The sequence below is a fragment of the Nostoc sp. C117 genome (assembly GCF_043099735.1).
In the GTDB taxonomy this organism is placed as follows: domain Bacteria; phylum Cyanobacteriota; class Cyanobacteriia; order Cyanobacteriales; family Nostocaceae; genus Nostoc.
The window spans coordinates 3141066-3166765 of the sequence record NZ_CP170991.1 but is presented as its reverse complement, the minus strand read 5'-3'; the positions used below and the strand labels follow the sequence as shown (position 1 = coordinate 3166765).

Here is a 25700-nt window from a genome sequence, read left to right as displayed (position 1 = left end):
TTTCCTTGATTGTTGATTTTCACCATTCTCTTTCTTAAAAACCATCTGCGATATGCAGCGTTTTCCCAGTGATTCAGAATCAGAATATCTTGGTTACTAGGGCGATCGCGGTGGGCGAATTATCTGGCAGTAGTGACCCCATTTCAGACTTTGACACCACTGCCTAAATGCTGTTTCAAAAACGCCAAGGTGCGATCGCGTGTTAATTCTGCGACTTATTGGCGATCGGCGGAACTAAGTGCTTGATAGATTAAAGGTGCAATGATAGCGATATTTTTCACCAACTCATCGGAGAGAGAAAATCGCTGTTTTAAGTAATTAGGATCGTTGTAGCTTACCCACACCTTGCCGTCAGTCGCTTCCCATGCCAGTACTTTCAGGGGTAAATCCAAGGCGATTGTTGGTTCTGCCACCATGAGGGAAGTTCCGGCTTTCGGGTTGCCAAACAGCAACAACTGTGTAGGAGGTAGGCTAAGTCCGACTTTTTCGGCTTCAGCCTGTTGATTGATGCGGGCAAAAACGGTGATGCCTTTTGCTTGAAGGATGGCTGCAAAGCGATCGATAGTTTCGGTCACAGCATACGGGCTGATCTGGCTGATGATGCCGTTGTTTGCATTCATAGCAGTGGACTTCTTGTAAGATAAAAACTGGGTGATATGGTCGTTGGGCTTTTCAAAGATTGAGGTCTGACAATCCGGGATGATCGTCAGGACGACGACCTAGTATCCAGTGGTATTTGCGATCGCTTTGGTGAATTGGCAGGTCGTTGATGCTGGCAATACGCCATCGCATGAATCCATGTTCATCAAACTCCCAATTTTCATTGCCGTAAGAGCGAAACCAGTTGCCGGAATCATCATGCCATTCGTAAGCAAATCGGACAGCAATACGGTTGTCTTGAAAAGCCCAAAGCTCTTTGATCAGACGGTAGTCCAATTCTTTAAGCCACTTACGTGTCAAGAATTGTGCGATCGCCTCACGACCAGATAGAAATTCTGAGCGGTTGCGCCAAATGCTATCCGACGTGTAAGCGAGTGATACTAGTTCCGCGTTACGTGTGTTCCAAGCATCCTCTGCAATTCTGACTTTTTGGATAGCGGATTCATTATCAAAAGGCGGCAGGGGTAGTCGAGGATTTTCGGGGTTGTTCATAGTATGTAAGCGCTAGAATCGTGATTGTCTCAGCACGGTTGAATTAAATTTACAGCAGATTTCAAGTTGATGAAGTACACAAACTAAGTCCCAAAGCCAGGTATGAACCCTGTTTTACTTCTGGATTCTGAATTCTGCTGTAAGTGCGTGCCGACCGAATTACCTCAAAAGCAGTTTAATACAGATCAATGACTACCACCCGCGATGTGCAGCGTTTCCGCAGAAGCCCCCGTCACAACTGCGATTTTTCCCTCTAGTTTTTTCATGATGATTTCTTAGGATCGGGCAGCGTGAACTCCACAGTTTCGCTAGTGATTACTTTGTGCGTGGGGTCAGCTAGTTCGATCAGCACCTTGTGTACGCCAGGTTCCAGTCCGACCAGGATGATCGTTTCCCCACTGGCATCGACAAAGTGCCACGGCGCGTCGTCAACGGTGATGTGGATATGACCGATACGCGGCGATACTTCGAGGGCACCTTTGCCGAACACTGGCAACACGCGCAAATTCTCCGTCCGGTACTGGATGAAGACACGTCCCTGTGCCAGTGGTTCGGGAAGCGGTGGATCGACAATCAGCTTGGGTGGTGCTTCGTTTTCAATCGCAATCAACGGTGATGATCCGATTATGTCCCTAGCGCTCGGTGTGTGGCTGTTCATAGCAGGTAATTACCTGAGAGTAGTTTGTATTACGATCGAAATGGCACTAAGATAAGCCGAAAGTCTTGTTTCACCCCGTTCCCAGCCTGTAGGCTGGGAATGTATTTCGAGAGGCTCTGCCTCTGATCAAGCCTTTGGAGGCGGAGGCTCTCAGAATTAGTTCTTAGCCTGGAGGCTGGGAAGCAAGGGTTGTGTCTTAACTTAGTGCCATTCCGCTTTCCCTTTTTCCCCTACCTAACTCGGTAAGCAGCAAAGCGATGGAAGAGCGTCTTTTCCTTTCCCCAAAAACATCGATCGCATCCTATTGCAGATGTTTCTTCAATTGGGCAGCAGCTTGAACAAACAGAGAGCGGACTTGTGGCAGTTCGGCTAAACCATTGAGCAGTCCAAAGTCATGAATCATGCCGTTGTACTGCACCGTTGTCACCTCTACCCCAGCTTCATCGAGCTTGCGTCCGTAGGCTGTGCCTTCGTCATGCAAAATATCGCTCTCTGCAACCACAATTAATGCTGGAGGCAAGCCTTTGAGTTGTTCAACCGTCGCTTGTAAGGGAGATGCGTAGATGTCTTTGCGCTTTTCTGGGTCAGGGATGTACAGGTCATACATCCACTTCATCGTGGGTACGGTTAAGTACCGTTTGTCGCCGAATTGATGATAAGAATTCGTTTCAAAATCGGCATCGACGATCGGCCACATCATGATATGTAACTTGATGTGTGGTCCTCCGTTTTCTTTCGCCTTCAAAGCAGTGACTGCTGTCATATTTCCGCCGACACTGTTGCCGACCACTGCCAGATTCTTGCCATCCACCCCAATCTCCTCACCATGCTCGGCAACCCATTTGGTCGCAGCATAAATCTCATTGATCGCCTGTGGGTACTGAGCATCTGGCGTGCGCGTGTAGTTGACAAAGACCCCTGCAAACCCTGAAAGCACAACCAGATCGCGAACCATGCGCTTGTGTGTTGGATAATCACCCAACACCCAACCACCACCATGAATAAAGATGAAAACAGGCAATGTGCCTTTGACTCCTTCCGGTCGCACGATGTTGAGCGTAATCGAATAACCGTCAGCAGTAATTGTCTTCTCAGACTCTTCAATGCCTGAAAGGTCTACTGGAACATAAGCCTGTGCATCCGCAAGTACTTGACGTGCTTCGATTGCAGTGAGTGTCTCCAGCGGCACACCTCCTGAATTCAGCACTTTCAAAAATTCCTTCACCCCACTGGAAAGACGTGGATCGTCTGCAACTTCCAAAATTTTTGCTGCTGGCGAGTTTATTTGAGCAACCATGACATTCTCGTTTGATAATTAGTAAACAATCTGTTGAAATGACACTGTTAAGTGAATTGGTTTAACAGTGATGCTCGATCGGCAGCGATCGTGAAACGGCGATCGCTTTCTACTGGCATCGTTTCCCAGCCGGAATTATTTGTTACTGGTGAAAAGGTTGTCGGCCTAGCGGGTCGCTGCCTCGATCGGTTGTTTCCACACCGCAGCAGCATAGAGCGAGTCCTCAAAATCGGGGGCAATATCACCTGTAATACGTGCTTCATGATGCGCCCAGTCCTTAAAGAACAAGTCGTGACTGATGCGCGATACTATTGCAGGTACGTCGCGGCGGATGCTATGGATGTCACCAACCGGCAATCCGAAGCTGACCAAACCAGCAGGATTAAATACGTGAATGTCTTTCAGATAAGGGGCAGTGCCAGGTACTTTTTCTTGGTATTCGTGGGCGCTACCGAGGTAAGGATGTGCCCCCAAACCGTTGTCGCGCAGGTCTTCTGGTGGCTGGTAGCGATCGCGCCAGAGGGCAATATGCTGGGCAAAGTCGGCTAGTTCGGGACGCTTTGTTGGGTCAACGAAGTAACCAGTGCCAGCGATCGCAAAATCAAACTCGAAAACATCATCGTTCACCTCGATGGCAATGCGTTCGCCTTTGGCGGCGGCTTCCGCATCACCCAGTTTCCGTGCCGATTTCCAAGGTGCAGATAGATGGATGTGAAAGTTCGGGAAAGCGATCGCTCGCTTAATCGAGTTCGGAGGTGGCGCAGTGCCTGCTTGACGAAACTGCCAAGCCTGGAACCAGCGGGCTGCATCGGGTAGTTGGGGATAGTTGTCGTAAGCACCAGGGTAATCCCGTACCCGAAGGACTGACAGAGATGCGATCGCCGATCGGCGTACAAATAGATGTACTGCCTTAGCTCCCGATTCCAGCGCCACTGCTGCTGCATCAAAAGCTGAAGCCGCCGCACCCAGCACCGCCACAGTCTTACCGCGCAGTGCTTCAAAATCGATGGCATCGGCGGTATGTGCGTACAACGTGCGGGGTAAGTCAGCCAGTATTGGAGGTATGTACGGACCACCCGTGCCAGCCACGCCATTGGCAAAGATAATTTTGCGCGTAGTCTCTATCTGCGGGACACCGTTTACCTCAAGGTGTAGGCGGAAGAAACCTGCGACTGGTTCAATCCGCACCAACTTCGTCTGGTAACGAACCTGGATACCGAGGAAGTGCCGATACCAACTGAGGTACTCAGCCCAAGCTACTCGCTCGATGCGATCGATCTTTGCGTAGGCTGCCGCACCGTGCCGCGCTTCGTACCAGGCTTGAAAGGACAATTCTGGGATGCCTAGTTCTGGCCCAGGCAGATGTTTCGGTGTGCGGAGCGTTCTCATCCGCGCTCGCGTCAACCACACGCCTGCATGAGCCTCGTCATCGGCTGCATCGATCTCCGTTACGCGACCGATCCCAGCACGTCGTAGCGCAAATACAAAGGTGCTACCGCTACCGCTGCCACCTATTATAGTGACATTGCGATCGATGCCAGGGCGATCGGGTACCCAGTTTTCAGGATCGGGACCGAGCAGGCGTAGTGCCTCGCGGGCAGCAAAATCGGAATTGCTCGTTGTTGTCATGTCGATCTCCTCAGATATCGTTGCGATGGATGAAAAAATCGGAATAGTTGACCAATTCTCCTTAATTTTTCAATAAAAGCCCTTACAAAAGTAGGTATTTTTTATTTGGTCATTTTTTGACGATTCCAGCCAATCTTTACTACATCGATTAGGCGAGAACGGATTGCAGCCGTGATGTGAGAAATTGATCGATATAGTTTGCGATCGCATCTCCATCCTCTTCCAGGGCAAAATGTCCGGTATCGAGTAGATGGAACTCAACGTCTTTCAAGTCACGCTGGTAGGGATAAGCACCGTCAGCAGGAAAGATATAGTCGTTCTTGCCCCAAACAATCAGGGTAGGGGGTTGATACTGGCGGAAATACTCCTGCCATTGGGGATAGAGCGGTGGATTCGTACCATAGCTATACAGCAGCGCAAGTTGAATCTCATCGTTTCCTGGGCGATCGAGGAAATGTTGATCGATAGTCCAGGTATCGGGGCTGATTGCTTCTAGATTGCGAACACCGTTGGTATATTGCCACTTCGTCGCTTCCAGGGTGACAAGATATTTGAGCTTTTCACCATTCTCAGGCGATCGCTCTTGCCAGTATGCTTTAATTGGCTCCCAGAATTCGCGTAGACCTTCCTCGTAAGCATTACCATTTTGAACAATCAGAGATTGCACACGCTCTGGATATTTAACGTGAGTTCGACGAACCTAAAAAGCCGCAGCAGGCAAAGCAGGTAAACCTTTAGGGTTAATATCTAAAGAAGGTTTTTTCTCTTGGTAGGTGTAAGCGACCAGTCCAGCTAAAAGGTTAACCATAAAATTGAGTACACTGCGGTGTCTTGAGTGTTCGACTTGGCAAATGTTCTTAAGTTGGTCATTGACCGACTCAATTACAGCCCGCTTACGGAGCAAGATTTTATCCATCAAGGGAACCAACTTATTTTTCATATTTTTTTTGAGCTTTGTGATTAGCTGTAAACCTCGCTCGTAAAGCTCCTCAAAAAGTTTGTGTGAAATATAACCTCGATCACCGAACAATTTACCAACAATATTTTGTGTCATATCTGGAACTGGCGCACGGTCGTCAACATTAGCTGAGGTCAGTTTAAAAGCGATTAATTCCCCCTGTTCATTGATAATTAGGTGTAATTTGAAACCAAAATACCAATCAACAGAATTCTTACCCCAATGAGCATATTCCTTAAATACCTTGTGTGAGGTTGCACGACACTTATGGCAAACACTAATCGGAGTTGAATCAATGAAACTAATCCCAGTAGTATTTCCTCGACGGCTGTGTAGATAACAACACAATGCCATTAGACTCCAAGGCATGATTTCAACAAATCGGTTGTAGCTGACTAGATTCGGGAAGGCATTCTTCCAATGAGGTAGAACTTGCAATGTATAAAAATCTTTAAATGTGCGATACCCAGATCCATGAAATGCAATGACGATAGTCATGATCTCGCTCAAACACATTCGACACTTGCTTAATTTCTCTCCTGCCATCTGCGGTAGGTGTGCTTCCTTCCATCCTGATTCAAAAATTTGGCAGAAGTCGTCTAAGTCGCAAAAAACGTTTGTGATATCCAAGCGAGATTGTAGATACGCCATAACAGTATTACACGATCGCCACCTCTTTTATTGAAGCCCTAACCAGTAACTATGGTCAATTCAGCCCGTCGAACTCACGTATATTTAGCGGCAATCCGATAGCCAATCGGCGCACCATAATCCATCACATAGAGGCTGTACTTTTTGAGAGCGATCGCAGAAATGAATTTTTCCACAATCTCAGCCAAGCGATCGAACGTGTAATCAAACTCATTTATAGTTGGCATCGAACTGTTGCCGTAGCCAGGATAATCAGGTGCAACGAGATGGAATTTATCAGCAAGTGCTGGTATGAGATTACGGAACATGTGAGATGACGTTGGGAAGCCGTGCAATAGCAAAATCGTTGGATTATCACGGGAACCCGCTTCACGGTAGAAGATATCTAAACCATCGATGGAAACTGTGCGATATGTCGTCATAGGATTACTCCTTGTAAGTGATAAAAGTGACATGATGGCGTTTTACGACAGATCGATCTATCTCATATCCTGACGACGAATCTGCTCCTGAAAGTAGTCCCGCCAGCTTTCGGGTAAGGCTTTCAGTTGAGCTGCACGATGCAGTAACTCTGGATTGTTTCGCTCACGAACATAAAGCTGAGTGATATCAGCAACAGTAATATTGTTGGTATCTCGACTCATCAACTCTAAAGTGTCTCCAGCGACCACTTCGCCCTCTTGCAAAACCCGAAAGTAAAATCCGGTGCGACGACTGGCGAGAAATCGTTTCACCATATCCGATCGCCCAAAGCGAATCCCTAGTTTGTAGCAGGGTAAGCGCGGTTGAGTCACCATTAGTTCCACACTGCCGATTTTGAAGCGATCGCCAATGTTTAATTCTTCTTCTCTCAATCCTGTAACTGTGAAATTTTCACCAAAGATTCCTGGCGTTAACTCTGTGTCAGGCAATTCGCTTCGCCAGTAGTCGTAATGCTCAAAGGGATAGACATAAACTGCTTTGTCAACTCCGCCATGAACGGTGAGATCCGCTTGGCGATCGCCATCTAAATTGAGTTCACGCACCATCACTCTCGAATTAACTGGCTCTTTGAAAATTCCAGTGCGGATGGGTTTTCCTTTCCAGGTCACTTCACGCGGCAGGCCAACATTAACAGAGATAAGCTTCATCTTTAACTCCTTTTGGACTTCAAATCTGTGCCATACCGCCATCAACAAACAACTCAATGCCGTTCACAAAGCTGCTGTCATCTGAAGCCAGAAAAACAACCGCTTTGGCAATCTCATCGGGTGTGCCGACTCGTCCCAGTGGGATGGTGCTGGCTTGGCTGTCCACGAATTCTTGCAACTGCTGGTCATTCAGTCCCAAATGATCGTAACCAGGAGTCGGAACCACACCAGGGCTAATGGCATTCACCCGAATCTTGCGTTCTCTGAGGTCGAGTATCCAATTCCGAGCAAATGATCTCACTGCGGCTTTGGTGGCGCTGTAAACACTGAAAGCTGGCGTACCTTTTATAGAAGTAATCGAAGCATTCAGGATAATAGAAGCGCCTTCTGGCAACAGTGGCAATGCCTTTTGTACAGTGAACAGTAAACCTTTGACATTTACGTTGAATGTTTTGTCAAAGTGTTCCTCAGTGATTGCTCCAAGTGGGGCAATTTGTCCAACGCCAGCATTAGCGAAGATGATATCGAGGTGTCCCTGCTCTTGCTTAATGGTGGCAAACAGACGATCGAGGTCTGCCAGATTAGAAACATCGCTCTGCACAGCCGTAACATTTTTACCAATGGCTTCGACAGCAGCATCCAGTTCGACTTGGCGACGACCCGTGATGTAGACATAGGCACCTTCAGCAACAAACTGTTTGGCTGTGGCAAGACCTATACCACTGTTGCCACCCGTGACAAGGGCGATTTTTCCTTCTAGTTTTCTCATTATGCTAATCCTTTGATTGTTGGGTTTAAAGCGGTAAGTTGTTAATAGAGAGCGGAGTCAGGAGGAAGAATAGTCAGCCGATATTGGGGAGCAAGGGCGATCGCCTTTTGTATCTTAACAAGCGTGCCATTCCTTACATCTCCTTTGATTGATCTGCTTGATGAGGCTGCTTGAGACTTGAAACGAGGTCGGTCACTTGACGTTGAGCCTCTGCGCTTAGTGAGTCAAAGTCGTCTAAGAAGAATTGACGTTCTAGCGTTAACTTCCGGGTATTGAGTAACCCTTCGATCTGCCAACCTTCGTCGCCTTTCGTTACGACGTATAGCGGCAGCGAATCTCGTGACGGTGAACTTTCGGTTTGTCCGGGCAGTATTACCCTGATAACTACGAGCATGAGCGCGAGTTGTGAGTTCACCAAGCGGACAAAATCCACCTCACCCTCCAGGCGTGTTCCTTTGACAACTGTATCGAACGCTTGCTGATGAAATGCAGCGATTTCTTTTCGACCCTTGAGATGCGTGCCCTCGAACGTGATGAAATCAGCAGTTTCGCTGAACGGGGCAGCGAAGCCTTCGCCGCTACCTCGATTCCAAGCATCAATCATCTGGCGATAGAAAGCACGGATTGCCGACTCGTCAGCAGTAGGGGTGGTTTGAGCTGTTTGTGAAGTCATAGTTTTGAGTTTTCCTTTTAAGTGATAGATATGTTTTTAAGCGGCATAGAGGGTGTTATGAAACAACTTTTACAATTTTTTATCTAGAAAGCTTACTGAGAAAGGATTTCTAACTCAAAAAAGGCAAGATTGTTTCGTGACAAGCTCTAAGGGATATCTCCAGGTATACCCAGGATTTCGTCACCAATTTCGCTAGAGATGCGATTGAACTTGGACATTAAGTTTATTGGCAATGCTTTGTGAGGTATACTTCGCTTTAATTAAATCTGCTGCTTTTTCGCCAATCATCATGGTCGGTGCGTTCGTATTTCCCGTGGTGATAGTGGGCATGATAGACGCATCCACAACACGCAATCCTTCAATTCCATGTACTCGTAGTTCAGGATCGACAACCGCCATTGGGTCAGTACCCATTTTGCAAGTGCCAACCGGATGCCACACTGTGCTGCAAGTGTCTCGGATGTAAGCTTCGAGAGCTGCATCACTTTGAATATGGGAACCTGGAGCAATTTCTTTGCCACGAAACTCATTGAAGGCATTGCTCTGAAACAATTGGCGGATTAATTTAATTCCCTCAACCAGCTTCTGCACATCGGCTTGATTTTGCAGATAGTTCATCCGAATGGTTGGTGGATCGTTGAGATTAGATGAACGTAAGCTGACGCTGCCAACATTTTGGAGACGGGTAAGAGAGACTGCACCCGTAAATCCAAAATCAGCAGGAGTATAACCAGGTGACAAGAATTGAATGGGGCCGAAAAAGAACTGCAAATCGGGTGCAGCCTCGACATTCCCTTTACTATGCAAAAATAATCCGGCTTCAACTCCATTACTGGTGATGGCAGGCTGTATATCTTGAGTAGCTGCTTGAACGACACAAGTGAGAATATGATCCTGAAGGTTTTGACCAACTCCCGGTAAATCTGCAACGACAGAAATTCCCATCGCTTGCAGATATTCTGCATCCCCAATACCAGAAAGCATTAGTAGTTTGGGCGAATCAAATGCGCCTGCACTTAAAATCACTTCCTGGTTGACTCTGACCTGGTGAAGCCTACTTTGATGCAGATATTCCACTCCCACACAGCGAGTACCTTCAAACATCAATCGCGTCACCAATGCCCCTGTCGTTACGGTCAAATTGCGACGATGAAAAATGGGTATAAGAAAAGCAGCAGCAGCACTGTGCCGTTTACCATCCTTGACCGTCAACTGATAGAGTCCTACCCCTTGTTGCTGTACACCATTAAAATCAGGATTGTAGTTGTATCCCATTGACACACAGGCATCTACAAAGCTTTGGGAAACCACAGCAGGGGAAATCAAATCGGTAACGCTCAACTCCCCATCAACTCCGTGAAATTCTGACGCGCCTCGCTGCTGGCACTCCGATTTCTTGAAATAGGGCAAGACATCAAAGTATGACCAACCGAGATTTCCTAATTCCTGCCAGCGATTGTAATCTTGAGGATTGCCCCGGACATACATCATGAAATTAATCGAACTGCTGCCCCCCAAGACTTTGCCACGGGAACAAAACATTTTGCGATTATTCAAGAAGGGTTCCGGCTCAGAAACGTAACCCCAATCCACTTCAGAGCCTATTAGGTTAAAGCATTGCGCCGGAATTTGAATTTCTGGTTTTGTAGCTGGGTTGCCCGCTTCTAGGAGTAACACTGTTGTGTCATAGTCTTCGGTTAGACGATTGGCAACCACACAACCTGCTGACCCTGCACCGATTACAATGTAATTATAATTAGTCATAAAGTTCTCTTCCTCTGTTATCTACAATGGATAAATGGAGTCAAGAATGAACTGATTTAAAGAGCGATCGCTGAAATACTATTAGTTATTCATTTACAACACCCGATCTGCTGACTTTAACTGCGTACCAATGGTGTATCCACCAAATGCTCTGCCAGAAACCAAACTTGCGTCTCATTGGTTCGCAGGACTTGGCTCACTAATAAATCGTTAGTACCACTATCTTGATTCGCTGCTGTTTTATCGATCGCTACTCTCAATTCCCCAATGATTAACTCGTGGGCTTCCAGTAACCGCGACAACATCACGGGTACTTCCTCAACGCCATTGGGCGGACGCTTAATCTTAGTAACTTCTGCTACATGACGCGGGTCAGCGATCGCCACGCCTCCTAGTGTTTGTACTCGTTCACCCAGTGCATCAATTAACTCAATCTGTTCGCTGGCGTGTTTGTCAAGCAACAGATGCAGTTGATAAAACGTATGTCCGCGCATCAACCAGTGATGTTTCTTGTAAAGGTGATAGAGAATAATCGTATCTGCCAAAATTTGATTGACTAAAACACAGCTTTCACTGCGGGCACTGGGGTTGAGAACAATTGGCAAATTACGAAGAGTACCATACTGCTGAATTTCATATCCATGTTGATGCAGTAAGGGTTGACTGCCATCGACTTCAGTGATGTCTGTATTTTGAGTCGGCACGATCGCATCTCCTAGAGTCAATAATTAGGTCTGTTCTATTTGTATGTACCGAGAAACTGCTTCTCTTAAAATTACGATTACTTCACAGCAGTGCTGGCTGCTTCAATCACTTTGGTAACTTCTTTGGGATGAGAGATAAAAGGAACATGACTGGAGTTAACTTCGGTTGTCTTAGCATTAATCCGTTTAGCCATAAATCGTTGAAGTTCAGGGTTGATGGCGCGATCGCTTTGAGTCACAATAAACCAGGAGGGAATCGTTTTCCAGGCGATTTCACTCACTGATTGCTCAAAGGCGGCACTGGCGATCGGCTTTTGGGTTGCTGCCATCACTCGCGCCTCAGCCTTCGATACGTCTTGGGCAAAAAATTCGTGAAACTTCCCGCGATCGACATAGAGGAAGTTTGCAGTATCAGACACAATTGCCGTACTAATCGGAGGTGCTGCGTATCTTTTATTCAAATCACTCGTCTTTTCACCGATATCTGGTGCGAAAGCATTAACATAAACCAGAGCTTTCACCTGTGGATTGCCAGCCGCCGCACCCGTGATTACATTTCCACCATAGGAATGTCCAACTACTACAACAGAACCCTTCTGACTCTCAATCACCCGCTTCGTCGTTGTCACATCATCAGCAAGAGAAGTGAGCGGAATCTGCACAGCAGTTACTCTGTAGCCATCCTGCTCTAACAATGGAATAACGTGTTGCCATGATGTACCGTCAGCATAAGCCCCATGAACGAGAACGATCGCAGGTTTAGAGCTGGACGCTTGAGGTAATTCCTTGGAGGTGGCTGGTGTTGGATGCATTGATATTCCAACGACAACACTTAATGCAAATAACCACAGCAACAATTTTTGAACTTTTTTCCATGTAAAAACCATCATTGCGATCGCCTCTTTATTCTTGCTAAATTGCTGAAATCTCTGATTCTTGTCGTCCGTATAGAAGTTATGAAATACTTGTTGGGATAAGCATCAAAAACCTTAATCATTTGCAGCAACAATGGCTGCCATTATCTGCTCAACAGTCCAGCGATCGAGATAGCGAATTCCATTAATAAACAAAGCGGGCGCAGCCTCCACTCCACTTCGCAGTCCACCTTCAATATCCGCATTGATAAGATTGACATACGCTCCCTTGGATAAATCCTGCAAAAATTGAGAAATATCAAGTCCTAAACGATTGGCATACTCGACTAGATAGCCATTTCCCAATTCCTGTTGATGAATGAACAATATTTCATGCATTTGCCAAAACTGCCCTTGAGCCGCTGCTGCAACTGCTGCTTCCGCTGCCCGTTGAGCATGTGGATGAATCTGTTTCTGGGGAAAGTGACGGAAGATAAAACCTAAATTGTTTTCTCCAAACGAAACCTTCAATTGCTGTCCGGCAACTTTAATCAATCGATAGACGTTGGCACTTTGAAAGCATTCATAATCTCCATACATGACGAATACTACAGCAGCATTCAGTACACCTTGAATATGATCTTGGGTTGAAGGCAGAACGAATAAAGGACGATTATCACGGTTGTAAGTCATGTTTCGGTTTGTATTAAGCAAACTTAAGCCTTACAACCCAACTGCGCTAACATTGCTATGGATTTAATATAGACAATTGACCCTCTCTTGTCGTCCACTCTGAGTTGACATTTTTATACAATCTAGTGATGGATGAACCTGTTCATCTCGTAGTGGAACGTTGTCTCCAACTAAAGTTGGAATTTGGATACAAACTTGAGTACAGCTTACAAACTGACAATCCCACGCTTAACAGCAGTAATCACGGCTTGGGTGCGATCGCTCACTCCCAGTTTGCTTAAAATCCGATTTACATGGGATTTGACGGTACTTTCACCAATACTCAAAGCAGTCCCAATTTCTTGATTACCCCTTCCTTGTGCCATTAAACGCAGCACTTCCAACTCTCGTTCACTCAGTTCTGGATTGGTCATTCGCTGCAATAATTTTGCGCCCACTTCTGGCGGAATGTATTTCTGACCATTATGAATGGCGCGAATCGCATTCAAAAGCTCGCCAAGTTTAGAATCCTTAAGCAGATAGCCTTGAGCGCCTGCCTGTAAACCGCGATAGATATCTTCATCGCCATCGTAGGTTGTGAGTACCACGATTCGAGCCTGCTTAAATTCAGTACAAATAACCATAATGGCTTCAACACCCCCCATTTTGGGCATTCGTAAATCCATTAGTGTGACATCAGGTTGGTATTCTCTAAACGCCTCGATCGCCTGTTGCCCATCTTCAGCTTGAGCAATCACGGTCATTTCTGGATCGCGGTTAATGATGGTTGCTAGACCCTTTCTGACTATGGCATGGTCGTCAACAATCAGCACTCGAATCGTAGTGGATTGGCTCATTGTAATTCTCACACTCGATTGATGGTGACAATAATTTCTGTTCCCTGTCCCGGTTGGCTTTGAATCAATAGTTGTGCGCCAATTTGCTCTGCCCGTTCGCTCATTCCTAATAAGCCAAACCCACCGCTCAAAGGAGTACTACCTACTCCAAAGCCCCTGCCATCGTCTTTAACCCGTAAGATACACTGTGTTTCGTTGTACACTAACTCAACCCGAATTTCGCCAGCACTTGCGTATTTAATCGCATTGGTTAATGCTTCCTGCCCAATTCTGAGTAAGTTGTTCTCTACTTCGATTGATAAGGAATAAGCTATACCCTGAGTTTCGCAAATCAGAGCCGTGTCGGTCGTTGCTCGCATTTGAGCCACAATACGATGCAAGGCGCTCTCTAAATTACCTTCTTCTAGTAGCCGCGGACGGAGTGCTGATACGGATCGCCGTGTCCCTGCCAGCCCAGCGCGTGCTAGTTCCTCAATCATTTCCAGATGTACTTGGGTTGCTTCTGGGTCATCCGCCAGCACTTGTGTTACTGCTCCAACTTGAAGCAGAATACCTGTGAAAGATTGAGCTAGTGTATCATGAATTTCTCGCGCCATCCGGTTACGCTCTTCTAAGATAGAAGTGTGTTCAGCTCGTTTGCGATCGCTAATGTCTGTCATGAGACTGTAGAAACCTCTTACCTGAGCATTGTCATCGAAATCAGGAATAAAGGTCGCGCTAATGCACCGTTTATCATCAGGAAAAGGGATTTCTGCTTCTAGAGGGACAGTTTGCCCTGCAAACACCTGATTAATATACGGCTCAATCCGTTCATAAACCGCCTCACCGAGCAGTTGGCGAACAGGGTTGCCCAGAATTTCCTCACGGCTACGGTTGAACCAAACCTGATATGTACGGTTGATAAATTGAAAGCAGCGATTGCCATCGACATAGCTAATCAGAACGGGTAGAGCGTCGGCAATCAGTCGTAATTCCTGCTCTTGTAAGCGAAGCTCCTCGTAGACACCGCGTAGCTCTGCTTCATTTGCCTGCAATGCTGTCGTTCGTTCTGCAACTTGTTGCTCTAGGGTGCGATTGTATTCTGCTAAAAGCTTCTCTGCTTGTTTACGTTCGGTGATGTCTTGAAAGGCTGCGATCGCATACAGAATGTTGCCAGACTCATCAAAAATTGGAGTTCCCCAACTTTCGATCGGAATGATGCGATTCCCCTGATGAATTTCGATATCATCCACACTGCCCTGTTCGCCGTTTAGCGCTCGCCTAATCATCAGTTGTTCGGTTGGGTAGGGGCGATCGGTTCCTGCCACATAGAGTTGATAGACCTCGGCAATTTGCTCTGGGGTGACAGACGGCAGCACGCTCTTGCCCAAGAGTTGGATTGCCTTCTGATTCGCGTAATAAGGGCGACCTGTTGCATCCATAACTACAATTCCTACCGGAACCGACTCTAAAATTTTCTGGAGGCGGGTTTCACTTTGGGCGAGGGTCTGGTTTAAAGACTGCATTTTGGCAAATGCGATTTGAAGTTGCTGTGCCATCTGGTTGAACGATCGAGCCAGTTCGCCCAAATCGCCCGATCGCTCAATTTCTACCGTCTGATTCCATGCACCGTCTGCTAGTGCTTTTGCCGATTGACTGACGCTGACAATCGGTTTAGCGATCCATCGGGCAATCAAAATGCAGATCGCAATGCCAAGCAGCAAAACCGCAATACAAAGCAGAATCGTCGTGCGGATGCTTTGATTAATCTTGGCCATGAAATCGGATTCAGGCAACACCGTGACAATCAGCCAGTCTAGCCCACGAGTATCTTTGAATGGCATCACCTGAATCAACTGCCGCCTACCATCGAACTTAAAATCAAGCTGTTCCGCAGTCTGGATCTGCCACAAATCGCTGAAATGCTCGCGCAAATAGGCAGTAGTAGTTCGCACGGTAGGGTTACGGCTCTCAACTGCGGACAATCGATTTGCTGCCGCCCCACCACTTACGATCGCTTCTCCGGTGGAGGTGGCAACCAGTTGCCCCGATCGCTCTACAATAAAGGCGATGCCTGTCTTGCCTATTTGCAGGCTAGCCAAAAAACGGCTCATTTCATTAGGCAGAAATACATCGGTGGCACAGACTCCCAACAGCGATCGATCGGCAGTGCTATAGACAGGCGTACTGGCGGTGATCGTTGGCAACTGGCTAGCAAAGTCGGCATAGATTCCACTCCAGCTTGGTTCGCCTACCGTCACTGCTGCTTTATACCAGGGACGAACCCGCGCATCGAAGGCTTTGTTGCCTTGACTGATTAACTGGTCTCGCTGACCATTGCGATCGAGGCTGTAGCCGTAGAGTTTACGATCTGTAGCAACATTACTCGACCGCAGTTCAATTGAGCGATCGGCTGGGCTACGTCGCACCCCTAGAAGAGAACCTTTGCGATCGCCACAGTAGATATCACTCACCATTGGATAAATCTGAATTTGCTGCCAGAGTGGAAACTCACCTTTGACTGCGCTAGGGTCAATTTTTCCCTGAGCGAAGGTGCTGGCATTGAGCCGATTGATGTTATGGGGTATCTCGGTATAGGTTTGTAGTTTGCCTTCGATCCGGTTCGTCAGTTCGCGCCGCAGTTGACTGGTGAGATCGTTGATGGCTTCCTGTCTATTTTGGAAGGAAAAATACCCCACTAAGCCGACTGTCACCAAAGTTTGCAGCACAAACGGCACAATCAAAACCGTCTGCAATGGCACCGTTCTGGAAACTTGAGCTACAACTTGCTTGAGAAGACTGCTCATCAATCAGATTCCTCATTTAGGGCAGTTCGCGCACGATTAGTCTATTGACGAAAATACTAATGGTTTGCCAACCCAAAAATGCTGGGTGAGGGCGGGGTAAAGGGTAAGGGGTAAAGGGTAAGGGATTTAAAACCTTTCCCCTTTTCCCTTTCCCCTTTCCCCCGCCAAGTGAACTTGGCGAATTACTAGCCATGAGAAGCTGCAACGATCGCAACAAGTAGTGGCTCAAGCTCTAAAGCGTCTCTATAACGCACACCATTGATAAATAAAGCTGGAGTGTTAACTACTCCACTCTCCATTCCGCTAGCAATGTCTTGATTGATGCGATCGACATACACTTTTTGGGCAATGTCTCGAATAAACTGAGTTACATCAAGCCCTAAATTGTCAGCGTATTCTGCTAAATACCCATCTTCTAGCTTTTGCTGATGCTTCAATAACATCTCGTGCATCTGCCAAAACTGCCCTTGTGTTGCTGCTGCTTCTGTCGCTGCTGCTGCCTTTTGAGCTTGAGGATGGATTTGAAGTTGAGGAAAATGTCGGAATACAAAGCATAGAGAATCTCTCCCGAATAAGGTCGCCTCAAGCTGGCGTTGAATTGCCTGAATTGAGGTATAAAGTTCACTACATTGGGGACACTGATAATCGCCATACTCAACAAGTACAACGCGAGCATTCAACGATCCTTGTCGATGGTCTTGCTCAGAAGGAGGTACAATTAATTGATTGCACTCTGCTTGGCAGTTACCGCAAGTGTCGCCAGGAATAGCATCGCTCATTTTAAATCCTCATGCTAAATCTTTGAGGAGAAGAGATTCAGCCCGTGCATTCTGAAATCTCTTCCCTTAAACTCTGATAGTCGTTTATATGAGGTTAATGTATGATAATTGCTTAGGCTTGTCGTCAATTCCGGGTCTGTATTTTAATCAACAAAATGATTGATGATGAGTCAATTTGAGGGAGTAAAACGAATCAAACTCAGGTTTGATTGCCTCACAGACTAAAATGTTATATAGAAAGTTTCCGCATAATAAATAGTTAGGCAGCGTGATGGATGACGGTTGGAAAGGTGTCAACGAGGCGCTGAGGCGCTTTGGGCTCCCGGCGAAGCACGCCGACCGCCCGGCGATTGTCGCCGCACTGCGTGAGCAGATCCGACTTGAGGCCAATGAGGTCGGCGACCAGTTCCTGATGCGCCTCCTGTGCGCCCAGCTTTTCTCGCTGGGTGTGGTCGAAGACTCCCTGTTGGTTTGGGAGGCGAAGTCCTGCAACTTCGATACACACTGCGGGATTGATGTCCAGTTCCTATGTGGAGCGGGTTTGAAGCAGACCAAGGAGTTCCTCCACGCCCACGGCAGTGACCCGGCACAGGATGCGTTGGAGTACATCGCCCTATGTGACTGCGACTTCGCCGACTTCTCGGTCGGGATCGCCCTCCTACAGGCGCAAGAGTTCTATCGGGTGGCATGACTTGCTGCGGCTAACCGGCCGCTGAACGTCGGTTCGTTAGGCAGCCATAAGGTCGGTGTAGGTAGTTCACAAGCTAGCAATTCCGCGTTTCAACGCAATAATGGCTGCCTGGGTGCGATCTTTGACATCTAGCTTGCTTAAAATTCGGTTGATATGAGTCTTCACTGTACTTTCACTAATATTGAGAGCAGTGCTAATTTCCTGGTTGCTCATGCCCTGTCCGACTAACTGGAGGACTTCTAACTCACGATCGCTCAGTTCTGGAGCAGTCAGCCGTTGGACTAGCTTGGCAGCCACGTTAGGGGGAATATACTGTTGTCCCCTGCTCACTGTCCGAATTGCTGTCAATAGTTCCTCTGGCTCAGAGTCCTTCAGTAAATACCCCTTTGCCCCGGCTCGCAATCCTTGATAAATCTCTTCATCGGTGTCATACGTGGTCAGCACAATAATTCGGGCATTGAGAAACTCATTGCAAATAAGCGTAATCGCCTGAACACCTCCCATCTCAGGCATCCGTAAATCCATCAAAGTCACATCAGGTTGCTGTTGCTGAAAAACTGCGATCGCCTCATGCCCATTTCGCCCCTGACCAACAATGACAATATCTGGAGCCTCCTCTAACATTCCGATCAAACCCTGGCGGACAACAGGATGATCGTCCACAACCAGAACGCGAATGCTACTAGGCTGATTCATGCTGACTTAACCCCCGATTAATAGATACCACGATCTCTGTCCCTTGCTCTAAGTCACTTTGAATCTTTAATTCAGCTCTAATGCGTTCAGCCCGTTCTGCCATCCCCAGTAGACCAAAGCCATTCTGCATCGCCTGGTTTTCTACATTAAATCCCTGCCCATCGTCTTTAATTCGCAAGCTGCATTGGGTCGGTTCATAGATCAGTTCAATGTGGATTTTATGTGCGGCAGCATGTTTAATGGCATTTGTCAAGGCTTCCTGCCCAATCCGAAACAGATTATTTTCCAGATCGGAGGATAGGGGATAGGGTGTACCCATGACTTCGTAGACGATTTGGGTTGCGATCGAGGAGTTTAATTCAGCAGCAAGACGGCGTAAGGCATCCTGTAAGTTACTGCTCTCTAAAAGGTATGGGCGGTGTAGTGCCTCTACTGAACGACGTGCCTCCGCAAGCCCAGAACGGGCTAAGTCGAGGATCTGAGTGAGGAGAGTTTGCGCTTTTTCTGGGTCTGCCGTTACCTTATTGGAGGCAGAGCGAGCATGAATGATAATACCTGTAAACGCTTGGGCTAAAGTGTCGTGAATTTCCCGTGCCATGTGATTGCGCTCTTCTAGAATGGAGGCTTCTTCGGCTCGTTTGCGATCGCTAATATCTCTTGTTAGCCAAATGACAGAATGTTCTGAGATGGGCGAGATGCGAGTTGCAAACCAGGTTTTCCACCCTCCCACGATCGAGCTATACTCAACCGTTAGGGGCTGCTGAGTGCTTAATGCTTGTCGAATACAGACAAGAAATGTCTCGGCTTGCGATCGCTCAAAAATTTCGGAAAATGTTCGACCCACCTGTTCGTCAATCGGGTTAGATAATTTCTCTGACTCGATCAGGCTTGCTCTCAAAATCCGCCCTTGTGCATTTACTACCAAGAGCGGATCGGGCATTGCACAAAAGAGCGCCCGAAGTTCTGCTTCGGAAGCTTGCAACGCTTCTTCTGCCTGTTTGCGTCTAATTCCTAATGCAATCTCGCGGGCTGAAAACTCCAACGCCTCAAAGTTTGACGACGGAATGGGATGTCGAGTAAACATCGCTATAACTCCAACAAGCTGCTCATCCAGCAGTATCGGATAGCCCGCAAATGCCACCATACCTTCTCGTTTTGCCCATTCTTGATCAATGGATGATTGATCAAACACATTGTTAGTCAATAGAGGACAGCGTTCCTGAGCAATTCGTCCAACTTTGAGGCTACCTAGAGGAATTCGACTGTATTCACCGTCAAGACGAGTATACATCCCCGCACTGGCTTGTAACTCCAAAACATTATTGTCTTTATTTAGCGTCCAAATCCGAGCAAATGCCGCATTAAAGTGCTTAACAACGGCTTGGGCACAGCGATGCAGTATCAAGGGCAAACTAGCACTTTGAGCCAAGGCACTATCCACATCGGCGCGAAAATCGGAGAGGATTGCCTGTTCTCGAAATTGAGCCTCGGACTGACGTAACACTTCTTCTGCTTGTTTGCGTTCGCTAATATCGGTCATGAGACTGTAGAAGCCTCTCACTTGAGCATTGCGATCAAAATCAGGGATCAAGGTCGCACTGATGCAGTGTCTACCAAGGGAAGAAGGAATTTCTGCTTCCAGGGTTACAGTTTGCCCTGCAAACACCTGATTAATAGACGGCTCAAACCGTTGATAACCCGTCTCACCTAAAAGTTCATGAACAGATTTGCCCAGAATCTCATCACGGTTACGGCTAAACCAAACCTCATGGGTACGGTTGATAAATTGATAGCATCGATTGGCATCCACATAGCTGATCAGAGCGGGTAGAGCGTCGGTGATCAGCCGTAATTCTTGTTCTCGACCGCGCAGTTCTGCTTCGCTTTGCTGTAACGCGGCTGTTCGTTGGGCTACCTGTTGTTCTAAGGTGCGGTTGTAATTCGCTAAAAGATTTTCTGCTTTTTTACGTTCCGTAATATCTTCAAAGGCTACGATCGCATAAATCACATTGCCCTGTTCGTCAAAGACTGGAGTTCCCCATGCCTCAGATGGAATAGTTGCGTTGTTTTGGCGAATATCTATATCGTCAGTCCTGGTGCGTTCGCCACTCAACGCCCGGATAATTGGCAGTCTCTCTGACGGATAGATTTGATCCGTTCCCGTCACGTAAAATTGATAAATTTCTGAAAGTTGCTCTGGTGTCGCAGCAGGATCAACGCCTTTACCCATAAGCTCAATTCCGCGCTGATTGACATAGTAAGGGCGACCTGTCGCGTCAATAATGCCAATTCCCACTGGAATCGCTTCTAAAAATTGAGTCATCTGACTTTCGCTAGCGCGGAGCTTTGAGTAGAGTTTGGCATTTTCGATCGCGATCGCTGCTTGAGTGGATAACAGATGTAAAACTTGCGATCGCGTAGCGTCTCCAAAGGAGACTTGCTCTGGTGTAAATGCTCCAGCCGCTAATTTATTTTCTAGATACAACACGCCCACTAGCTTACCTTGATTGAGCAGAGGTAAACATAAAATTGATTGAGTTTGATTCTGTTGAATATATGGCTCATTAATAAAATTACCTTCACGAGTAGCATCATTTAAGATGACAGATTCATGAGTACGAATAACATAATTAATAATTGATTCAGGCAGATGATTTGCAGTTGGGATAGATTGCAGCACTTGTGTAGCATAGACATTCTCACCCTCATTAAGTTCACTAGACGCTTCAATCATCCATTTTCCTGAGTTTTCTAAAATCAGAGAACCTGTTTGTGCGCCAGCATTTTCGATTAATATCTTCATCAAGGAGCGGAGCAGCTGATCTAGTTCAATTTCGCTCGAAATCGCCTGAATTGCCTTCATCACTGCTGTTAAATCAAAAGCGATGTGTGAGGTATTAGAGGTGGTTCCAGCAGTAGTGCGGATTGGTGTAGAAGCCACGCTGGATAAATGAGGAAATAACTGCGGATAGCGAGCTTCTAAATCTCTCACTTTCGCAGTTGCTCCCCACCGTTCATAGCAGTAGTGAGCTTCTTTCATGTAGGTTTGGGCGATCTTTTGCCGACCTCGCACCAGATAATGTTTAGCAGCTAATTCGTAGGCTAAGGCTTCTTCTTGAATGTACTCATTGTCTCTAGCACCAATAATTGCTTGTTCGTAGAGTTCTTCTGCTTCTAATAACTGACCTAAAACTCGCGCTTTCTCTGCCTCAACTAGATAATATTTATGCAAATAATTCATCGGAGCATAGTGTGCCCAGTGTTTCATTTCTTTTTGATGAGCCGCAATTTTTCTGAGAGTTTCTGGCTGTACTTGAGCACAGCTTTCAGGATATATTGCGAGTCTAGTTAAAGAATCATAGAAATAATACAAAACCTTAGCAAAGGTAGCTGTCATCTGGAGCAAATAATTTTGTGCTATATCTGAGTTCTGAACTGCTTGATTGTACTCATAAAATAAATAGCAGAGGAAAAGCTTATTACAATGTACATTGAAGATTGCAAATCCATCATTTGTTATTTCATGCTGTGGCAGTTTGCTTTCCTCATTGTATGCTTCTCCAATTAGACGGAATGGATTAACTGAGCATCCGATTAAATTCAAGATAGACTGTTGATATACCTGATTCCAGGTAAGTGCTACTTCTTGTTTAATTTGACGGATTGCTTCACCATACTTGGTCATATTACGTTCAAGTTCCACGAGTTCTTTCCCGACCGCAAAGGAGTGAAAGCAATAACAATGAGCACAATAGGCAGCAAACTCTAAATCTCCTGTTTCAAGCCCACTTTGATAGCCTTCTAAGAATTGCTGCAATGTTTCCCTGACATGTTTCTTCCACGGAGTAATAAAGTTATTTACAATTGTTACAGTCCGACATTTGATTGCATGGGTATATGGCTGTGACAAAAGTCTTAGGGCAAGCTGCCCAAATTCGTAACCAGACTCCATGTTTCCAACCATCCCACACAGAATTAACCCAAAGTTTGCGTATGCAACAGGAGATGTAGACGCATTTCCATTCTGAATTGACAAGCTGACTTGCCTAGACGCAAATAGAGGCATCAAATTAGGAGCCGCAATTTGGGTAACGGTCGTTATCCTTGATAGGATTCTCATTGCTCCTAACTTGTGTGGTTCGACCATTTCTGGCAAATAGCTCAACCCTTCAATCGGCATCTCGTTAAAGAGTGATGCGATCGCGTCTATTTCAAGCTGAATATCCAACTGACTTGGCTGTTCGCAAAACCTGATCCCCAGTTGCTGTAAAACCTGCAATGCCGTATTGATTGCTTCTAAGAGATGGTTCTGCGCGATGTAAGTTTGGATTTTAATGTCATAAATTTTTACGGTATCAAGAACTGTTTTAGCTGATTGTAGAACGATCGCTACCCAATATTCTACCTGCTCAAAATCGCCACACAGGAATGCAACTTCTGTAGTTTCTAAATATAACTCTAAGGTCAAATCGTAGTTTTTTTGCCAGCTTGAATCTGCTAGCCATGCTCTTGCTGTAGCTAAATATTTTTTGGCGACCTTATAGGCGATCGCAGCTTTTGCTTTCTGTCCTGTGATTAAATTTAATCTAGCAATTTCATTGCGTTCTAGTTGATCTGTGACAAGCTCAATTCCGTAATTAAGATGATCGACAATTTCAAACAGTCGGTCTGATAGTCGCTCTGGCAAAATTTTTCCAAGGAGATTGCGACCAATTTGTAAATGAACAATTTGTTTTTGCGACTCATCGATTAATGTGTATGAGGCTTGCTGTACGCGATCGTGCAGAAACTTATACTTTTGAATTAACAAGTTTTCATCTAATTCAGATAGTGGTTGAATTAATCCAACTTGTATGGCTGTTAGTAAATCTTGAAAAATCGTTTCAGGTGGTTTCTCACAAACAATCGATAGAGTATCTAAATTAAATTCAGCACCGACGCAAGCAGCTAACCGGAGAATTTGCTGTGTATTTTCTGGCAGTTTCTTCAACTTGTGAAGCATCAACTCCACAACATTATCGGTAATATTCTGGGCTTGAATATCAGTTATGTTCCATTGCCAGCATAAGTGTTGTGCATCAAATGTCAGCAGATTCTCGCTATACAGCATTCTCAAAAATTCACTGACAAAGAACGGATTGCCCTCAGTTTTACGCAAAACTAACTCAGCTAAGGGACGAACGATGTCTGCATTCCGATGTAGCGTCTCGGCAATCAACTGATTCAACGGCAAGAGCGTTAAGGGTGCTAAGATAATTTCCTGAAGCACTGCCCCTTGTTTTCGCAGTCTCTCTAGCATTAATGCTAATGGATGCGTTGGATTTACTTCATTATCTCGATAAGCTCCAATTAAAAATAATGATTGGGCTTGCTCATCCAGCAGCATCAACTCAATTAAATTCAGCGTTGCTGAGTCTATCCATTGCAAATCATCTAAGAATATCACCAGGGGATGTGATTCTGAACAAAACACCCGCACAAACTGCCTAAAGATTCTGTGAAAGCGATTTTGAGCTTCAGTTGCTCCAACGGACGGTACAGGCGACTGCTTGCCGATAATTAATTCAACTTCTGGGATGATATCAATGATGATTTGTGCGTTGTTTCCTAAAGCTGTAAGTAAGAGCGATCGCCACTGTTGCACTTTGTCATTTGGTTCACTGAGCAATTGCTGCACCAATTTTTGCAAAGCATCTGCGATCGCGCTGTAGGGAATATTGCGCTGAAATTGATCGAATTTACCAGAGATAAAATAACCGCGCTTTTGGGTAATTGGTTTATAGATTTCTTGCACTAACGCAGATTTCCCAATGCCAGCATAGCCAGATACCAACATCATTCCGACTTGGAATTTTGGTTTGCCTCTTTGTTCGCTTTGTGAAGTTGTTTCTGAATTGTTTAGTAAAGCAGCAACCGGATTTGACTCTGAACACGCTACACGACCAAACGCCGCCAGTAACATTGCAACTTCCTTGTCTCGTCCATACAGTTTTTGGGGAATTTGAAACCGATCCGAAACGTCTTGAAGCGCCAGTGGAATGCTAGAGATTTGACCGTTTTCTGCTAATTGTTCAGCACAGATTTCTAAATCCGCTTTGATACCCCAGGTACTTTGATAGCGATTTTCAGCATTTTTCGCCATCAGTTTGAGAATAATATCTGAAACTGGTTTGGGAATCGTTGTATTTATTTCATTAGGCGGAATAGGATGTTTGGCAATATGACAATGGACTAGCTCCAGCACGTCTGTGGTGGGAAATGGTAGTTGTCCAGTGAGCAGTTCGTAAAATGTCACACCAAGGGAGTAAAAATCGCTGCGGTAATCGAGTAAACGGTTCATCCGCCCGGTTTGCTCTGGAGATAAGTATGCGAGTGTCCCTTCTAACACATGAGGACTTTTGAAAGTCGGATTCGTGCGGTTAAATTGGGTGGCAATTCCAAAGTCAATAATTTTAACAACACCAGTATCCAGATTGAGAACTATGTTTCCAGGATTGATATCTTTATGAATGACAAGGGCTGCATGGATTTTGCCTAGAATCTCGGTGAGGGCGATCGCAAGACTTAAAAATTGGGATAAAGGCATGGGGCAGAAGATATCTGGACGCTTGTGTATCCATTGCTCTAGGGACTCTCCCCCAAAATCTTCTAAGAGAATCACCAGAGTGCGTTGATAGTCCTGCTGGCTGTATGCTTTGATAACTCCTTCTAATTTTAGGGAGCGGGTAATTTTATATTCCTGTCTGTAGCGAGTTAGTTCTTGAGGTGAGGGATAATCAAGCTTTAGCATTTTTACGACGATCCCTACTCCATCGTTTCTGATGCCTCGATAAACTAGAGAATTGGAACTTTCGTATATTTTGTCTTGGATGGCAATACCAGGTAGAGCAATCATAGAGCAACTCTTGAGAGGATAATCTGGCATAACTCAAACTATACACCAATTCTCATTTTGAGAATAATTACTTGCTGTTTGCTCC

General features: G+C 46.1%; 22 protein-coding genes. 1 reads left to right on the top strand and 21 read right to left on the bottom strand.

The genetic code is table 11. The features are described from left to right. Positions 1–215: 215 nt before the first annotated feature. The 19 genes from ACFG4S_RS13885 to ACFG4S_RS13795 form a co-directional block, all read right to left on the bottom strand. Positions 216–620: a DUF302 domain-containing protein gene (locus tag ACFG4S_RS13885; protein WP_392535347.1), complete on the bottom strand. Its 405-nt coding sequence runs from the start codon at positions 618–620 to the stop codon at positions 216–218. Positions 621–672: 52 nt separating this feature from the next. Continuing rightward, positions 673–1152, bottom strand: coding sequence for a DUF1348 family protein (locus ACFG4S_RS13880; RefSeq protein ID WP_392535346.1), 480 nt, complete (start codon positions 1150–1152; stop codon positions 673–675). 262 nt (positions 1153–1414) lie between these two features. Then, positions 1415–1810 carry a DUF6130 family protein gene (locus ACFG4S_RS13875; RefSeq protein WP_335032941.1) on the bottom strand — a complete coding sequence of 132 codons (396 nt, stop codon included), beginning with the start codon at positions 1808–1810 and terminating at the stop codon, positions 1415–1417. Positions 1811–2111: 301 nt separating this feature from the next. Beyond that, a complete protein-coding gene (locus tag ACFG4S_RS13870) occupies positions 2112–3107 on the bottom strand; it encodes an alpha/beta hydrolase (protein WP_392535345.1) in 996 nt (331 codons plus the stop codon). A gap of 47 nt (positions 3108–3154) precedes the next feature. Further along, on the bottom strand, positions 3155–3319 hold the full coding sequence (locus tag ACFG4S_RS13865) for a hypothetical protein (RefSeq protein WP_392535344.1): 165 nt from the start codon (positions 3317–3319) through the stop codon (positions 3155–3157). Next, positions 3273–4736 carry a SidA/IucD/PvdA family monooxygenase gene (locus ACFG4S_RS13860; protein WP_392535343.1) on the bottom strand — a complete coding sequence of 488 codons (1464 nt, stop codon included), beginning with the start codon at positions 4734–4736 and terminating at the stop codon, positions 3273–3275. The genes ACFG4S_RS13865 and ACFG4S_RS13860 overlap by 47 nt, the downstream gene beginning before the upstream one ends. A 148-nt stretch (positions 4737–4884) precedes the next feature. Beyond that, positions 4885–5403 carry an alpha/beta hydrolase gene (locus tag ACFG4S_RS13855; protein WP_392535342.1) on the bottom strand — a complete coding sequence of 173 codons (519 nt, stop codon included), beginning with the start codon at positions 5401–5403 and terminating at the stop codon, positions 4885–4887. A 33-nt stretch (positions 5404–5436) separates the two neighbouring features. Further along, positions 5437–6324, bottom strand: a complete 888-nt coding sequence (locus tag ACFG4S_RS13850) for an IS982 family transposase (protein WP_392535975.1) — start codon at positions 6322–6324, stop codon at positions 5437–5439. A 95-nt stretch (positions 6325–6419) separates the two neighbouring features. Beyond that, positions 6420–6767, bottom strand: coding sequence for an alpha/beta fold hydrolase (locus tag ACFG4S_RS13845; RefSeq protein ID WP_392535341.1), 348 nt, complete (start codon positions 6765–6767; stop codon positions 6420–6422). A 57-nt stretch (positions 6768–6824) separates the two neighbouring features. Continuing rightward, positions 6825–7475, bottom strand: coding sequence for an MOSC domain-containing protein (locus ACFG4S_RS13840; protein WP_392535340.1), 651 nt, complete (start codon positions 7473–7475; stop codon positions 6825–6827). Between the two features lie 19 nt (positions 7476–7494). Next, on the bottom strand, positions 7495–8244 hold the full coding sequence (locus tag ACFG4S_RS13835) for a glucose 1-dehydrogenase (protein WP_392535339.1): 750 nt from the start codon (positions 8242–8244) through the stop codon (positions 7495–7497). Between the two features lie 133 nt (positions 8245–8377). Continuing rightward, positions 8378–8917, bottom strand: a complete 540-nt coding sequence (locus tag ACFG4S_RS13830; protein ID WP_392535338.1) for an SgcJ/EcaC family oxidoreductase — start codon at positions 8915–8917, stop codon at positions 8378–8380. Between the two features lie 192 nt (positions 8918–9109). Continuing rightward, a complete protein-coding gene (locus tag ACFG4S_RS13825) occupies positions 9110–10681 on the bottom strand; it encodes a GMC family oxidoreductase (RefSeq protein WP_392535337.1) in 1572 nt (523 codons plus the stop codon). A 116-nt stretch (positions 10682–10797) separates the two neighbouring features. Further along, positions 10798–11406, bottom strand: coding sequence for a Dps family protein (locus ACFG4S_RS13820; protein ID WP_392535336.1), 609 nt, complete (start codon positions 11404–11406; stop codon positions 10798–10800). A 56-nt stretch (positions 11407–11462) separates the two neighbouring features. Then, positions 11463–12275, bottom strand: coding sequence for an alpha/beta fold hydrolase (locus ACFG4S_RS13815; RefSeq protein ID WP_392535335.1), 813 nt, complete (start codon positions 12273–12275; stop codon positions 11463–11465). Between the two features lie 99 nt (positions 12276–12374). Further along, on the bottom strand, positions 12375–12932 hold the full coding sequence (locus ACFG4S_RS13810) for a DsbA family protein (RefSeq protein WP_392535334.1): 558 nt from the start codon (positions 12930–12932) through the stop codon (positions 12375–12377). A gap of 206 nt (positions 12933–13138) precedes the next feature. Beyond that, positions 13139–13768 carry a response regulator gene (locus ACFG4S_RS13805; RefSeq protein ID WP_392535333.1) on the bottom strand — a complete coding sequence of 210 codons (630 nt, stop codon included), beginning with the start codon at positions 13766–13768 and terminating at the stop codon, positions 13139–13141. Between the two features lie 8 nt (positions 13769–13776). Next, complete coding sequence (locus ACFG4S_RS13800; protein WP_392535332.1) at positions 13777–16554, bottom strand: PAS domain-containing protein; 2778 nt, start codon at positions 16552–16554, stop codon at positions 13777–13779. A gap of 185 nt (positions 16555–16739) precedes the next feature. Then, positions 16740–17333: a DsbA family protein gene (locus ACFG4S_RS13795; RefSeq protein ID WP_392535331.1), complete on the bottom strand. Its 594-nt coding sequence runs from the start codon at positions 17331–17333 to the stop codon at positions 16740–16742. Positions 17334–17604: 271 nt separating this feature from the next. Between ACFG4S_RS13795 and ACFG4S_RS13790 the strand changes: the two genes are divergently transcribed. Next, on the top strand, positions 17605–18024 hold the full coding sequence (locus ACFG4S_RS13790) for a hypothetical protein (RefSeq protein WP_392535330.1): 420 nt from the start codon (positions 17605–17607) through the stop codon (positions 18022–18024). 66 nt (positions 18025–18090) lie between these two features. On the opposite strand, the gene ACFG4S_RS13785 is transcribed toward ACFG4S_RS13790, so the two are convergent. Together ACFG4S_RS13785 and ACFG4S_RS13780 are read right to left on the bottom strand one after the other, a co-directional pair. Beyond that, complete coding sequence (locus ACFG4S_RS13785; RefSeq protein WP_392535329.1) at positions 18091–18720, bottom strand: response regulator; 630 nt, start codon at positions 18718–18720, stop codon at positions 18091–18093. Continuing rightward, positions 18707–25615, bottom strand: coding sequence for an AAA family ATPase (locus ACFG4S_RS13780; RefSeq protein ID WP_392535328.1), 6909 nt, complete (start codon positions 25613–25615; stop codon positions 18707–18709). Before ACFG4S_RS13780 ends, ACFG4S_RS13785 begins: the two co-directional genes overlap by 14 nt. Positions 25616–25700: the final 85 nt, after the last annotated feature.